This is a genomic window from Nocardia sp. NPDC050175, assembly GCF_044459885.1.
Taxonomy (GTDB): Bacteria; Actinomycetota; Actinomycetes; order Mycobacteriales; family Mycobacteriaceae; genus Nocardia.
The window spans coordinates 1-14660 of record NZ_JBITJI010000027.1; the positions used below are offsets into that span (position 1 = coordinate 1).

Consider the following 14660-nt stretch of genomic DNA (forward strand, 5'->3'; position numbering starts at 1 on the left):
CGGGATCGGCACTCGGAATAGGACCCTAAAGCCAGTGCCGATCCCGAGAGAGTGCGCAGATTCTGGGTTCGGCTTGGTGGGGTGGGGTGCTGGGCACTCGTGGCGGGGGGGGTGTGCCCGGTTCGACCACGTATCCGCACCCTCGCGGAATCCGTCCGGCACTTGGGGCCTAATCCGGGTGCGCGATCCCGACATGGGGTGTGTATTCCGCTGACCACGTGGGTAATTGGAAGCCGCTCACCCTTTGTATAGGCCGCTCACCGCGTATGCAGGGGGGCGGGTTACACAAAGGGTGAGCGGTTCAACGTAGGCCGCTGATTGGGCGGTGTCGCAGGTGGTTTGGCGGCGGGCCGGGGCGGGGATCCGGGACGATCGGCCTACTTGGTGAGTTGCAGTGCGCGTTCGACGGGGGCGGGACGGCGGGTGAAACGCTTCCTGCCTTCGGCCAGCGCGGTGCGCAGGCCGCGGCGCCTGCCGGTTTCCGGGTCGATGACCGGGCCCGTGGTGCCGGCGAACTTGCGTTCCGAGGCGGTCTCGGGTGCGTCGTCGGCGGTGTCGCGCAGGTACTTGTCGGGCAGCGACAGCTTGAGGATGGTGCGCCAGGCCTTGAAGTACTGCACCGGCAGCGAGCCGGTGGTGTAGGGCAGGTCGTACTTTTCGGCCAGTTCCCTGACCTTCACCGCGATGTCGGCGTACCGGTTGCTCGGCAGGTCGGGGAAGAGGTGGTGTTCGATCTGGTGGCTGAGGTTGCCGGTCATGAAGTGGGTGATTGGGCCGCCGGAGATGTTGGCGCTGCCGAGCATCTGGCGCAGGTACCACTGGCCCTTGGTTTCGCCGTCGATGTCGGCCTTGGTGAACTTCTCCGCGCCGTCGGGGAAGTGGCCGCAGAAGATCACCGCGTTGGACCAGACGTTGCGGATCGCGTTCGCGGCGAGGTTGGCGGTGAGCGTGGAGAAGAACGCGGGGCCGGTGAGCGCCGGGAAGATCACGTAGTCCTTGACCACCTGCTTGCCCATCTTGGTGAGCGCCTCGGTGCGCTTGCGCTCGAAATCGGCCCGCTCCGGCGTGCCCGGCTTGAACCGGCCCGCGGCCAGCTTGCCGAGCTCCATGTGCTGGATCGCGACGCCGTATTCGAAGAGCAGCTGCAGCACCAGGTTGTAGACCGGGTTACCCAGGTTGAACGGCTTCCACCGCTGATCACGGGTGACCCGGAGCAGGCCGTAGCCGATGTCGTCGTCCATGCCGAGCACGTTGGTGTACTTGTGGTGCAGGTAGTTGTGCGTGTGCTTCCAGTGCTTGGCCGCGCCCGCGTTGTCCCATTCCCAGGTGCTGGAGTGGATTTCCGGATCGTTCATCCAGTCCCACTGCCCGTGCATGGCGTTGTGCCCGATCTCCATGTTCTCGATGATCTTGGCGGTGCCGAGCAGGGCGACGCCGGCCAGCCAGGCGGGCGGTAAGAAGCTGGCGAACAGCACGCCGCGGCCGCTGATCTCGAGTGCGCGCTGCAGACGGATCACGTTGCGGATGTACCGAGCGTCGCGCGCACCGCGCGAGGCTTCGATATCCCGCCGGATCGCGTCGAATTCCGCGCCGAGTGCTTCCACGTCGGCCTCGGTGAGATGTGCGTATTCCTTGACATCCGAGATCGCCATGGCGGTTACAGTACCGTAAGTTACGAGAGCGTAGGTTACGAGGACCTGAACGCGGATGTGGCAAATCCCCCATTGCGATCCCGGGCATTTGATGCTAGGCCGGTCGCGCCGACGTTACGGCGTAAAGCCTTCTCCCGCAGGGAATTCCGAGTGGCGAAGCCTACCCATTCGGTGCTTGATACTGCTCCGTCGAGCGGATTCGCGCAACTCGTAGCCGCTTCGTCGCGCGCAACCGGCGGATCGGCTCCCCACTCACACTGGGGATATCCGGCCAACCAGCCACTTTGCCGAACTTTTGCCAGTCAGCCATGTGTCGTTCCGAATATTCACCTAACTTCCAGCGTCCCTGACGAATGGAGTTCGACAATGCGATTATCCAAGGCGTTGCTCACGGCTGTTCTGCTGGCGAGCACCGCACTGGCAGGCGCCGCGCCGCTGGCGCACGCCGACGACCACGAGCGAGTGCGCGTGCTGACCTGGAACATCCTGCACGGTGGCCGTGAGCCCACGCCGGACAATCTGAACGACCTGATCGATCAGGTGATCGACATCAAGCCGGACGTGTTCTTCGCCGTGGAGACCTACGGCTCCGGCGACACCATCACCGACGCGCTGACCCGCCGCGCGCACAACGGCCGCTACACCGGGGTGAAGATCACCGACCGCCCCGCGGGGTCGGACAACCTGTGGATCTTCACCAAGTACGAGGTCGTCGCGACCTACCCGAAGCCGCAGGGCGGCCCGGTGAGCGACTTCAATCTCGGCGGCGTGCGGGTGCGCGTGCCGCACGACGGCGAACTGAACCTGTTCGCCACCTGGCTCACCTACACCGACCCGTGGGACGGCTATCTGATCGACGAGAACGCGATCGACCGCCGCGACGGCCGCGAACCGCGGCACTCCGTCGCCGCCGTCGTGCAGGCGGAACGCGCACAGACGCAATACATCACCGACATCGTCAACAACCAGATACCGAGGATGCTCGGCGGCAACACCGCACCGGTGCTGATGGGCGGTGACTTCAACACGTTGCCCGGCGCGGATTGGACGCCGAGCCAAGCGAACTGCCCCAACCACTTCGGGCTGAGCTATCCGCTGACCGCCACCAAGGCCGTCACCGACGCGGGGTTCGTCGACACCTTCCGTGCGGCCAACCCGGATGTCTGTGCCGTCCCCGGCCGCACCTGGAGCCCGCTACCCACCGAGAAGCTGCTCACCGATCAGCGGATCGATTTCCTCTTCGCCAAGGGCAAGGTCGAAACGCGCGAGGCCCGCGTGGTGGACCAGCGCATGCGCCGCCATGGTCCGGGAGTCTTCTACTCCGATCATGCCGCCGTCGTCAGCGACTTGAAGGTGCGCTGGTGATCTTCTGACGGAAAAGGGCCGGTACTCCGTTGAGTCCCGGCCCTTTTCATGGTCAGTTCACCGACGACGGCGCCGCAGCGAAGCCCGCTGCCGCACGGCCTTGCGGCGCAGCGAAGCCTGCTCGGTGCGCGCCCGTTCCTGCAGCGCCACGGTGGCCTCGCGCAGCGCCTCCTTCTCGTGCTCGGCCTTCTCGCGCAACGCGCGCTTGGCCTCGCGCAGCATTTCCTTCTCCTGCCGCGCCTTCTCCTTGAGCACCACCTTGGCCTCGCGCATCGCCGAGCGCAGGCCGCGCCGCTGCCCGGTTTCCGGATCGACGCCGAGCCAGCTCGCGGTGTCCGAACTCGGCAGCGACGGCAGCGTGATGCCGGCGAACTTGCGTTCCGAGGAGGTCTCGGGTGCGTTGTCGGCGGTGGCCTTCAGGAAACGGTCCGGCAGGGCGAGCTTGTGGATGGTCCGGAAGGCGAGCAGGTACTGCTTGCCGAGCGAGCCGGTGGTGTAGGGCAGGTCGTACTTGTCGCACAGCTCGCGCACCCGCACCGCGACTTCCGAGTACCGGTTGCTCGGCAGGTCGGGGAACAGGTGGTGCTCGATCTGGTAGCAGAGGTTGCCGCTCATGAACGCCATCGCGGGACCGGCCTTGAAGTTGGCACTGCCGAGCATCTGCCGCAGGTACCACTCGCCGCTGGTCTCGCCCTCGAGCTGTTCGATGGTGAACTTCTCGGCGCCGTCGGGGAAGTGGCCGCAGAAGATCACCGCGTAGGCCCACAGGTTGCGCACCAGGTTGGCGGTCGCGTTCGCCTTCAGCGTCGACATGAACGCCGGACCGGTGAGCGCCGGGTAGAACAGGAAGTCCTTGGCCACCTGCCGGGCGATCTTGCGGCCGAACTCGCGGTTCGGCTCCGTCATCAGCCCCTTCGGGGTGTCGGACAGTTCCTTCTCGATGCTCCAGTCGTGGATCGCGATGCCCCACTCGAAGGTGGCGGCGAGGAGCAGGTTCGCGAACGGCTGCACCAGATGGATCGGGCGCCAGGTCTCGTCACGGGTCATCCGCAGGATGCCGAAGCCGAGGTCCTCGTCCTTGCCGAGCACGTTGGTATAGGTGTGGTGGGAGTAGTTGTGCGCCCGCCGCCACTGCGACGACGGCCCGGTCTGATCCCACTCCCAGGTGCTGGAGTGGATCTCCGGGTCGTTCATCCAGTCCCACTGCCCGTGGCTGATGTTGTGCCCGAGCTCCATGTTCTCGACGATCTTGGCGACGGACAGCAACGCGGTGCCGGTGAGCCAGGCCCAGCGATTGCGACTGCCGAACAGCACCGCGCGCCCGGCCATCTCTAGTGCGCGTTGCGCGGCGATGGTGCGTCGGATGTATTTCGCGTCACGCTCGCCGCGGGACTGCTCCACCGAGCGGCGGATCGAATCGAGTTCCTGCCCCAGTGTTTCGATGTCTGCCGCAGTCAGGTGGGCGAATGCCTGAATATCGGTGATTGCCACCGGGTGTCCTTTCGCTGCTCAATTTGATTTGAGGGTACCCAAAGAAGGTCGGCGGCGTTCCGGGCCGAGGCCCGGCACCCGCTCAGACGTCCAGGGTGCAGTCGCCCGCCGCGGCGGAGATGCAGGTCTGCACCTTGTCGCCTTCGCGATGCTCGTCACCGTTGCGTAGATCACGCACATGCCCGGAACTCAGTGTCACGACACAGGTTTGGCAGATGCCCATGCGGCAGCCGAACGGCATCTGCACGCCCGCCGCCTCGCCCGCCTCGAGCAGGCTCGTCGCGCCGTCGATTTCGGCGGTGCGGCCGGTCTTGCCGAAGGTGACCGTGCCGCCCTCGCCGACCGCGCCACGCTCGATCTCGAACCGCTCGATGTGCAGCCGGTCCGCGATGCCCGCGTCGCGCCAGTGGTGTTCGATCTCGTCCAGCATCGCGGCCGGGCCGCAGGCCCAGGTCTGCCGCTCGCGCCAGTCGGGGAACTTCTCGTCCAGCCTGGCCAGCGCGAACTTGCCGTGCTCGCCGGTGAGGTTCAGGTGCGAGGTGAAACTCGGATGCCGATCGTGCAGGTCGCGCAGCTCGGCGCCGAACATGACGTCCTCGGCGGTGCGCGCGGAATGCAGGTGTTCGACATCGGTGACCATGCCGCGCCGGTCCATCGACCGCAGCATCGCCAGTACCGGGGTGATCCCGCTGCCCGCGGTGAGGAACAGCACCTTCTCCGGCGGCGGGTAGGGCAGCACGAAACCGCCCTGCGGCGCGGCCAGCCGCACCACGGTGCCGACCGGGACGCCGCTGACCAGGTGGCTGGACAGGAAGCCCTCCGGCATCGCCTTCACCGCGATGGAGATGACGCGTTTGCCGCCCGCCTCCGGGTCCGACCAGTTCGGCGGGCAGGTCAGCGAGTAGGACCGCCAGTGCCAGCGGCCGTCGATCAGCACGCCGATGCCGATGTATTGGCCCGGCTCGTATTTGAAGTCGAAGCCCCAGCCCGGCTTGATCACCAGGGTGGCCGAATCCGCGGTCTCCTTGCGTACGTCGACGATGCGACCGCGCAGCTCGCGGGCCGACCACAGCGGGTTGGCCAGGTGTAGATAATCATCCGGCAGCAGCGGGGTGGTGACGCGGGCCACGGCCCCGCGCAGCACGTTCAGCCTGCCGCCGCGCTCGGCGACAGCGGCGGCCGGAGCCTCCAGCCACTCTCGCACGCCCCGCACGGAGAATCCCCCAGTTTTCGAGCTCATCGCTGCCGTTCGTCTCTTCCTGTTTCGTCGGATGCGCTGCCCACGCAACAGCCAGGTTACGGCATCGTAGGTTAGCTGACGTGTCGTGGCCGTCACCCTTATCATCCCGGCTGATCGGCCGCCCGTCATTATGTCCGGGCGATAAGGGAACGTCAGAGCAGTTCGAGCAGGAACGGCAATTCCTGCGCGGCGTACCAGGCCAGCTGGTGATCCTCGGCGTCGCCGAGCACGAATTCGGCGTCGGTGTCGCCGAGGTCGGCAGCGTCCACCACGTCGACGGCCTTGGCCACCTCGGGCTCGGCCTCCGCCAGGTCGACGTGCACGCAGCCGATCTGGTCGTAGCTGATCGGTCCGGCCAGCTTGACGACGGCGTCGTCGAGGTCGGGGCGCAGCTTCGCACCGGTCACGTCCGCGGCGATCACCGCGCGCCGATACACCGGCCGGCCGGTGTCGACCGGCTCGGCATCATCGGCCGGTTCGTCGGTCCCGTCGCGTTCGGCGGCGAGCAGGCGCAGTGAGGCGCGCGCGGCCTCGCCCATCGCCACCTCGGCGAGCTCCTCGTCGTCGCCGGACGCATAGGCCTCGCGCAGCGCCGGGGTCACCGCGAACGCGGTGCCGCCGAGCGGGTGCAGCTCCCGGTTGGTGACGAGCTCGCGCAGCATCGGCACCGTCGCGGGGATGTAGACCCGCATTTTCTCCTGATCAGACGCAGGCACCGAGCATCTCCTCCATGGAATCGCGCACCGACGCGGCCAGCACGCCGATGTCGGCCATCGCGTCGCGGTCGGCGTTGAGTCCGTAGAAAACGCGTCCGTCATAGGACGTGATCCCGATGCTCGAGGCCTGATTGCGCAGCAGCGGCGACACCGGATACATCTCCAGCATCCGCGCGCCGCCGATGAACATCGGAGTCTGCGGACCTGGTGCGTTGGTGATCACCAGATTGAAAGTGTGTTCTGCGAAGGTACTCGCCGCACGCACGCTCATGGCGTGCAGGCTCGCCGGAGCGAACCCGGCCAGATGCACCAGCGTGCGCGCGCGAACACCGCGATGCTGCCTGCCGTTGGCCTCGGTGGCGTGCGCGATATGCGAAAGACGCATCACCGGATTGGGCTCGCCGACCGGCAGATCGATCAGGAACGAGGACACCTCGCTCGCCGGTTTCAGCTGATCCCCGTCCGCCCCTTCGACATACACCGACATCGGCACCACCGCGCGCAGCGTGGTCGATTCGGTGAGGCCCTCGCCGCGCGAGAGCAGCCAGTTGCGTAGCGCGCCGGAGACCACTGCGAGGATGACGTCGTTGATCGAGCAGTTGAAGCGCTTGCGGATCTTGCGGTAGTCCTCCAGGTCGGTGCGCACCACGTCGAAACGGCGGTTGCGCGAGGTGCGCGCGTTCAACGGGCTGTCCGGCGCGCCGGTCGTCGCGGCGCGTACGGCGGAGACCACCGAGTCCATCGCCCGGCCCGCGGCGCCGATCACCGCGAAGGCGTGCCCGCTCGCGTGCCTGGCCACTTCCAGGGCTTCGCGCGGCTGGGCGGCCAGGTGCGTCAAGGCCCCGACGAGCAGTTCCATCTCGTTGGGTTCGCGCGGCGCGAGCCACGCGTCGTCGGCGAGTTCGCGCGGCGACGGGCCGGTATCGAGGATCACGTGGCCGATCTCCAGCGCGGTGTCCCCGTCGACCAGGGCCGAATGCGTCTTGGTGAAGATCGCGCAGCGGTCGTCGGACAGGCCCTCGATCAGATACATCTCCCACAGCGGCCTGGTCTGATCCAGCGGCCGGGAGGCCAGCCTGGCCACCAGTTCGTGCAGTTGCTCATCGGTACCCGGCGTGGGCAGGGCGGAGCGGCGGATGTGATAGGTGATGTCGAACTGGCTGTCCTCCACCCACACCGGGCGGCCGAGGGCGAACGGAATCTCGCGCACCTTGCGGCGATAGCGGGGGACCAGCGAGAGCCTGGCGTCGACCAGATCGACCAGGCGGTCGTAGTCGAGCACCGGTTCGGCGGTGCCGCTGCCCTGCTCGGTATTTCGGAGGATGGCGAGGGAGCCGATGTGGATCGGATTGCTGCTCGACTCGAGCCGATAGAACGACGCGTCCTGCGGCGTCAGTCTCGTGATCACGCTGCCCGGTGCTCCTTTTTCGATGCCGCCTCACGCCCATTGTGCTGTCGCCACCGGGTTTCAGCTCCTCCGTTGTGGCGTATCCGGTGAAAACGGCGATCCCCTTTACCCACCCCGACTTCCATGGCAAGCTGTTCGACTCGAGCACGGGGAACTCGATTCGATCACAGGGGGACACCGGATGCACAGTCGACGACCATCACTTTCGCCCGCACCGCGGCTCGAGCCGCCGCTGGATGGTGATCGGCCGGATCGTGGTCGGTCGGCGGCGTTGTCGCCACGAGCCGCGCTGCCCTGCCGTCGCATGCCGTCACATAGCGGGCCGACCGATCGGGTGGCCAAGCGACGCGCCCGGCACGACGGACGTCTTACATCGTACGGCACCGACGGTGAAACGGGTTCGGCGGCAAGTCGATTCGCCGAAAGTTCGCTGCGGCTGGTGCTCGAGGTGCTGGACGGCAAGCGCTCGGTGGTGCAGCTGCGCAGGCTGGCCGCGCCGTCGGTGCTCGCCGCCATCGAGACGCTTGCGCGGTCCGCGCCACCGGGACGCGGACTCGGCCCTGCTCATCTGACCAAACTGGGGATCGAGCTGACCGGCCCCAACTCCGCCGAGGTGTACGGCAGCTACCAGCGCGGACCCCGGGTCTTCGCGGTCGCCGCGTGCGTGGTGCTGCACCGGGCGGGCTGGCAGCTGACCGCGTTCCGCGTACTGTGAGTACCAGGGCGGATGACACGGCCACGCGCTGATCCGGCCGAACGGCGCTGCTCGTCGGCACCTACGATCGGCACCGCATTACCATGGGGCGTGCAGCGGATTCCGCACTCGGAGCGCGAACCCGCACGCCGGCCGTGAGTCCCACCCCGCGGCCCGGCGCCGACGACACGAAATGACACACCGACCAGAGGACTGACGAGACCCGTGCCTGCGCTGACACTGACGAGGTTGCTACGGATTGGTGAAGGTCGCATGGTCAAGCGGCTCGCCAACTTCGCCGATCAGGTTCTCGACCTCGAGTCGGAGTACGAGCTACTCACCGACGACGAGCTGCGCGGTAAGACCGACGAGTTCCGCGAGCGGTACTCGGACATGGTCGAGGAGGGGCACGCGGACCCGCTCGGCGCGCTGATGGCCGAGGCGTTCGCGGTGGCCCGCGAGGCGTCTTGGCGCGTGCTGAACCAGAAGCACTACAAGGTGCAGATCATGGGCGGCGCCGCGCTGCACACCGGCAACATCGCCGAGATGAAGACCGGTGAGGGCAAGACGCTCACCTCGGTGCTGCCCGCCTACCTCAACGCGATCAGCGGCGACGGCGTGCACATCGTCACCACCAACGACTACCTGGCCAAGCGCGACTCCGAGTGGATGGGCCGCGTGCACCGTTTCCTCGGGCTCGAGATCGGCGCGATCCTCGGCGGCATGACGCCCGCGCAGCGCCGGGTGGCCTACGGCGCCGACATCACCTACGGCACCAACAACGAGTTCGGCTTCGACTACCTGCGCGACAACATGACGCACTCGCTGGACGATCTGGTGCAGCGCGGGCACAACTTCGCCGTGGTCGACGAGGTCGACTCCATCCTGATCGACGAGGCGCGCACGCCGCTGATCATCTCCGGCCCGGCCGACGCCTCCAGCAAGTGGTACGCCGAATTCGCGCGTATCGCACCGCTGTTGAAGAAGGACCTGCACTACGAGGTCGACATCAAGAAGCGCACCATCGGCGTGCACGAGGCGGGTGTCGAGTTCATCGAGGATCAGCTCGGCATCGACAACCTCTACGAGGCCGCCAACTCGCCGCTGGTCAGTTACGTGAACAACGCGATCAAGGCCAAGGAGCTGTACTCGCGCGACAAGGACTACATCGTCCGCGACGGCGAGGTCATCATCGTCGACGAGTTCACCGGCCGCATCCTGGTCGGGCGCCGCTACAACGAGGGCATGCACCAGGCGATCGAGGCCAAGGAAGGGGTGGAGATCCAGCCGGAGAACCAGACCCTGGCAACCATCACCCTGCAGAACTACTTCCGCCTCTACGACAAGCTGTCCGGCATGACCGGTACCGCCGAGACCGAGGCGGCCGAGCTGCACCAGATCTACAGCCTCGGCGTGGTCCCGATCCCGACGAACCGGCCGATGGTTCGTGCGGACCAGTCCGACCTGATCTACAAGACCGAAGAGGCCAAGTTCGCGGCCGTGGTCGACGACGTCACCGAGCGGCACGAGCGGGACCAGCCGGTGCTGATCGGTACCACCAGCGTCGAGCGCTCGGAGTACCTGTCCAAGCAGTTCACCAAGCGCGGCATCGCGCACACCGTGCTGAACGCGAAGTTCCACGAGAAGGAAGCCGAGATCATCGCCGAGGCCGGCCGGCCGGGCGCGGTGACCGTGGCGACCAACATGGCCGGTCGTGGTACCGACGTCGTGCTCGGCGGCAACCCGGACATCATCGCCGACCTCATCCTGCGCCGCGAGGGCCTGGACCCGGTCGAGACGCCGGACGCCTACCAGCAGGCCTGGCTGCCGACGCTGGATCAGGTCAAGGCGCAGACGTCGGCGGACGCCGAGGTCGTGCGCGATGCCGGTGGCCTCTACGTGCTCGGCACCGAGCGGCACGAGTCGCGACGTATCGACAACCAGCTGCGTGGTCGTTCCGGCCGTCAGGGCGACCCGGGCGAGTCCCGGTTCTACCTGTCGCTGGGCGACGAGCTGATGCGCCGCTTCAACGGCGCCGCGCTCGAGTCGATCATGACCAGGCTCAACCTGCCCGACGATGTGCCGATCGAGGCCAAGATGGTCTCCAAGGCGATCAAGAGCGCGCAGACCCAGGTCGAGCAGCAGAACTTCGAGATCCGCAAGAACGTGCTCAAGTACGACGAGGTGATGAACCAGCAGCGCACCATCATCTACGGCGAGCGCAACCGGATCCTGCGCGGCGAGGACATGGAGGGCCAGGTCCAGAGCATGATCACCGACGTGGTCACCGCCTACGTCAACGGCGCGACCGCCGAGGGCTACGTCGAGGACTGGGATCTGGACAAGCTGTGGACGGCGCTCAAGACGCTGTACCCGGTCAAGCTCAACTACAAGGACCTGACAGGCGAGACCGCGGTCGGCGAGGCGGGCGACCTGGGCCGCGAGGAGCTGCTCGAGGCGCTGCTCGACGACGCGCACGAGGCCTACGAGCGGCGCGAGGCCGAGATCGACGGGCTGGCCGGCGAGGGCAGCATGCGCAATCTCGAACGGCAGGTGCTGCTTTCGGTGCTCGACCGCAAGTGGCGCGAACACCTCTACGAGATGGACTACCTCAAGGAGGGCATCGGCCTGCGAGCGATGGCGCAGCGCGACCCGCTGGTCGAGTACCAGCGTGAGGGCTTCGACATGTTCGCGGCGATGCTCGAGGGCCTGAAGGAGGAGTCGGTCGGCTTCCTGTTCAACCTGCAGGTCGAGGTGCAGCAGCCGCAGCCGGAAGGCGTCTCGGTCGATCCGGGCCTGCGTTCGCCGGTCGGCGCGATGGCCGCGCCGCGCCCGCTGCCCACCGACGAGGCCCCGCTGCCCAACGGCAACGGCGCACCGGCGGCGTTGCGCGCCAAGGGCATCGACGACTCCGCCCGGCGTGGCCTGAGCTACTCGGGTCCGGACGAGGGCGGGCATCGCGAGGTGCACAGCGATGCCGAGGAGTACGGCGACGGCACCACCCGCCGCGAGCGCCGCGAGGCCGCCCGCGCGCAGGACAAGTCGAAGCGCGCACCGAAGCCGCGTCGTCGCAGCTAGTTGCACGCCGAAGCGCCCACGGACTCCGGTCCCTGGGCGCTTTCGCGTTCCGGATCCGACGGCCGGTAGGGCTACCTTTGCGCTGGAACCCGCCCGTAGCCTGTCGAACAGGCGTAGTTTCGGCGCTCGTGGACCGCAGCACAGTTGAGGCATGGGTCGGCGAATACGAACGGGCCTGGCGATCGCCGGGTACCGAGCAGCTCGGCGACCTCTTCGCCCCCGAAATCGGATATCAGGTCTCCCCTTGGGCGGAACCGCTCACGGGGTTACCGGCGCTGGCGAAATTCTGGGAAACCGGACGCGACAGCCCGAACGAGTCGTTCACCATCGAGCCCGAAGTCGTTGCCGTGGACGGACTTACCGCCATAGTCCGGGCGGAGGTCGAATACCCCGACCAGCCCGCGCGCTGGCGCGATCTATGGGTGCTGCGCTTCGATCAGGACGGGCGCTGCACCTGGTTCGAGGAGTGGCCCTTCGCGCCCGGGCAGCCCGACGGGCAGGAACAATCCAGCGCGGCGCTGTCCGGCTGAGTGAGGTTGGGGAAAGTCCCCAGCTGTGTCGAAGCCGTGACCCGGCCGCTAGTCGACAGGCCGGGGAGCGTTGTAGGTCTGCCAGTGGTCATTGGCGTTCAGCGCGGTGAGCAGCAGGCGGATGGCGGCCACTCGGCGCTCTTTGCCGGGCAGCTTGTCCAGTGCGCACTCGGGGTCGGCGGGTGGGCCGAGGTGGGTGCAGCCGCGCGGGCAGTCCTCGATGGCGGCGGCGAGGTCGCTGAAGGCGGCGACCACGTCGTCGGGGGTGATGTGGGCCAGGCCGAAGGAGCGGATGCCAGGAGTGTCGATGACCCAGCCGCCGCTGGGCAGCGGCAGCGCAACGGACTGAGTGGACGTGTGCTTGCCCTTGCCGACGCCGGAGACCTCGCCGACGGCCCGATATGCGTCTGGTACAAGGCGATTCACCAAAGTAGACTTGCCGACGCCGGAGTGACCGATGAACGCGGTGAGGCGACCGGTGAGCAGCTCGAGCACCGGCTCCAGCGGGTCGTCGACGCCGCCGTAAACGATGGTCAGGTCGAGATCCTCGAAGGCGGAGGCGAATTCGGACTCGGCGGCCAGATCGTGCTTGGTCAGGCACAGCACCGGGTGCAGCCCGCCGGCGTACGCGGCGACCATGCAGCGCTCGACGAAGCCGGTGCGCGGCGGCGGGTCGGCCAGGGCGACCACCATGAACAGCCGCTCGGCATTGCCGACGACGATCCGCTCGAACGGATCGGTGTCATCGGCGGTGCGCCGCAACACCGTTCGGCGTTCGGTGACCCGCACGATGCGGGCCAGCGAATCGGGTCGGCCGGACAGATCGCCGACCACATCCACCTCGTCGCCGACCACGATGGGCGTGCGGCCGAGTTCCCTGGCGCGCATGGCGACGATGTGCCGACTCGGATCGCCGCCGAGCACGCAACCCCAGCGGCCGCGGTCCACCGAGACCACCATGGCGGATTCCGCATCACTGTGCTGCGGACGGGTTTTCGTGCGCGGACGCGAACTCTTGCCCGGGCGCACCCGGACGTCGGATTCGTCGTACTCGCGCTTCCTCAGTGCGCCGCTCCTTGATCGGAGAGCGTCGGATCGAGCATGTGTTCCCACAGCGCAACGAAATTCGGCAAAGTCTTCGCGGTCGTGCCGATGTCCTCGATCTCGATGCCGGGCACCCGCAGCCCGAGAATCGCTCCGGCCGTTGCCATTCGGTGATCGGCGTAGGAATGCCAACGGCCACTGTGCAATTCGGCGGGCACGATCTCCAGCCCGTCCTCGGTCTCGGTGACCTTGCCGCCGAGCCGGTTGATCTCGGTGGACAGCGCGGCGAGCCGGTCGGTCTCGTGCCCGCGCAGATGCGCGATGCCGCGCAGGTGCGACGGGGAGTCGGCCAGCGCGGCCAGCGCCGCGACCGTGGGCGTCAGCTCGCCGACATCGTGCAGGTCGATATCGATACCCGCCAGGCGATCGGGACCGTGCACGGTCAGCACGCCGTCGAAGACGCGCGCCTCCGCGCCCATCCGCACCAGGATCTCGCGGATCACGTCGCCGGGCTGGGTGGTGAGCCGCGGCCAGTGCGGGATCTTGACCTCGCCGCCGGTGACCGCGGCGGCCGCGAGGAACGGCGTCGCGTTGGACAGATCCGGCTCGACGTCCCAATCCACCGCGCGGATCGGGCCGGGGGCCACCTGCCAGGTCTGCGCGAGGCGGCTGTGTTCGGGCGCCTGCACCTGCACGTCGGCCCGGCGCAGCATCTCCACGGTCATCTCGATGTGCGGCATCGAGGGCAGCGCCTTGCCGTCGTGATGCACGATCAGGCCCTCGTCGAACCGGGCCGCCGACAGCAGCAGGCCGGAAACGAACTGCGAGGACCCGGACGCGTCGATGGTCACGGTGCCGCCGCGCAGCGCGCCTTTGCCGTGCACGGTGAACGGCAGCGTGTTGCCGTCGATGTCGGCGCCGAGGGCGCGCAGCGCGTCCAAGATGGTGCTGAGCGGGCGAACTCGGGCCTGCGCGTCACCGTCGAAGGCGACATCGCCCGCTGCGAGCGCGGCGACCGACGGCAGGAAGCGCATCACGGTGCCCGCGAGTCCGCAGTCGACGCTCGCACCCTGCAGCGGGGCCGGGGTCACGGTCAACGTGTCCGCATCACCCTCGATGCTCGTGCCGAGCGCGCGCAGCGCGGCGATCATCAGATTCGTATCGCGGCTACGCAACGCGCCGGACAGCGTCGACGGACCGTCGGCCAGGGCGGCCAAGATCAATGCCCGGTTCGTGATCGACTTCGATCCAGGCAGGGTCACGGTCGCGTGTACAGGGACATCGACATGGGGCGCTGGCCAGAAACTCACGTGTCTATCCTATTGGCCGCGTGGCCGCGGCGGTGTTCGCGGCCCCTGGGAGTCTCGCGTCCGAGCTGTCGAGACTCGCGCCTGCGGCGCATGCGCTTCGACAGCTCGGACGCGAGACGGGCCGCGAACGGC

At 67.6% G+C, this 14660-nt stretch carries 11 protein-coding genes; 4 read left to right on the forward strand and 7 right to left on the reverse strand.

Features of this window, described 5'->3' with window-relative positions:
* Positions 1-377: 377 nt before the first annotated feature.
* Positions 378-1652 (reverse strand): fatty acid desaturase family protein, encoded by a 1275-nt coding sequence (locus ACIBK2_RS45720; RefSeq protein ID WP_396977540.1) that lies wholly within the window; start codon positions 1650-1652, stop codon positions 378-380.
* A gap of 366 nt (positions 1653-2018) precedes the next feature.
* On the opposite strand from ACIBK2_RS45720, the gene ACIBK2_RS45725 reads away from it, so the two are divergent.
* Positions 2019-3017, forward strand: coding sequence for an endonuclease/exonuclease/phosphatase family protein (locus ACIBK2_RS45725; RefSeq protein ID WP_396977542.1), 999 nt, complete (start codon positions 2019-2021; stop codon positions 3015-3017).
* 57 nt (positions 3018-3074) lie between these two features.
* On the opposite strand, the gene ACIBK2_RS45730 is transcribed toward ACIBK2_RS45725, so the two are convergent.
* From ACIBK2_RS45730 to ACIBK2_RS45745, 4 genes are all read right to left on the reverse strand, one after another.
* Positions 3075-4508, reverse strand: a complete 1434-nt coding sequence (locus tag ACIBK2_RS45730) for a fatty acid desaturase (protein ID WP_396977543.1) — start codon at positions 4506-4508, stop codon at positions 3075-3077.
* Positions 4509-4590: 82 nt separating this feature from the next.
* Entirely contained in the window at positions 4591-5748 is a 1158-nt protein-coding gene (locus ACIBK2_RS45735; protein WP_396977545.1) for a ferredoxin reductase, read from the reverse strand.
* Positions 5749-5900: 152 nt separating this feature from the next.
* Positions 5901-6440: a DUF6912 family protein gene (locus ACIBK2_RS45740; RefSeq protein ID WP_396977557.1), complete on the reverse strand. Its 540-nt coding sequence runs from the start codon at positions 6438-6440 to the stop codon at positions 5901-5903.
* A 10-nt stretch (positions 6441-6450) separates the two neighbouring features.
* Positions 6451-7872 (reverse strand): wax ester/triacylglycerol synthase family O-acyltransferase, encoded by a 1422-nt coding sequence (locus tag ACIBK2_RS45745; protein WP_396977547.1) that lies wholly within the window; start codon positions 7870-7872, stop codon positions 6451-6453.
* Positions 7873-8176: 304 nt separating this feature from the next.
* Here ACIBK2_RS45745 and ACIBK2_RS45750 point away from each other — a divergent pair, with 304 nt between their 5' ends.
* The 3 genes from ACIBK2_RS45750 (at position 8177) to ACIBK2_RS45760 (ending at position 12174) form a co-directional block, all read left to right on the forward strand.
* Positions 8177-8587, forward strand: coding sequence for an Rv3235 family protein (locus tag ACIBK2_RS45750; protein ID WP_396977549.1), 411 nt, complete (start codon positions 8177-8179; stop codon positions 8585-8587).
* 204 nt (positions 8588-8791) lie between these two features.
* Positions 8792-11644 carry a preprotein translocase subunit SecA gene (secA, locus tag ACIBK2_RS45755; RefSeq protein ID WP_396977551.1) on the forward strand — a complete coding sequence of 951 codons (2853 nt, stop codon included), beginning with the start codon at positions 8792-8794 and terminating at the stop codon, positions 11642-11644.
* Between the two features lie 128 nt (positions 11645-11772).
* Positions 11773-12174 carry a YybH family protein gene (locus ACIBK2_RS45760; RefSeq protein WP_396977553.1) on the forward strand — a complete coding sequence of 134 codons (402 nt, stop codon included), beginning with the start codon at positions 11773-11775 and terminating at the stop codon, positions 12172-12174.
* Positions 12175-12222: 48 nt separating this feature from the next.
* Here ACIBK2_RS45760 and rsgA read toward each other — a convergent pair whose 3' ends face one another.
* Together rsgA and aroA are read right to left on the reverse strand one after the other, a co-directional pair.
* Complete coding sequence (gene rsgA, locus ACIBK2_RS45765) at positions 12223-13239, reverse strand: ribosome small subunit-dependent GTPase A (RefSeq protein WP_396977559.1); 1017 nt, start codon at positions 13237-13239, stop codon at positions 12223-12225.
* Entirely contained in the window at positions 13236-14528 is a 1293-nt protein-coding gene (aroA, locus tag ACIBK2_RS45770) for a 3-phosphoshikimate 1-carboxyvinyltransferase (RefSeq protein WP_396977555.1), read from the reverse strand. Before aroA ends, rsgA begins: the two co-directional genes overlap by 4 nt.
* Positions 14529-14660: the final 132 nt, after the last annotated feature.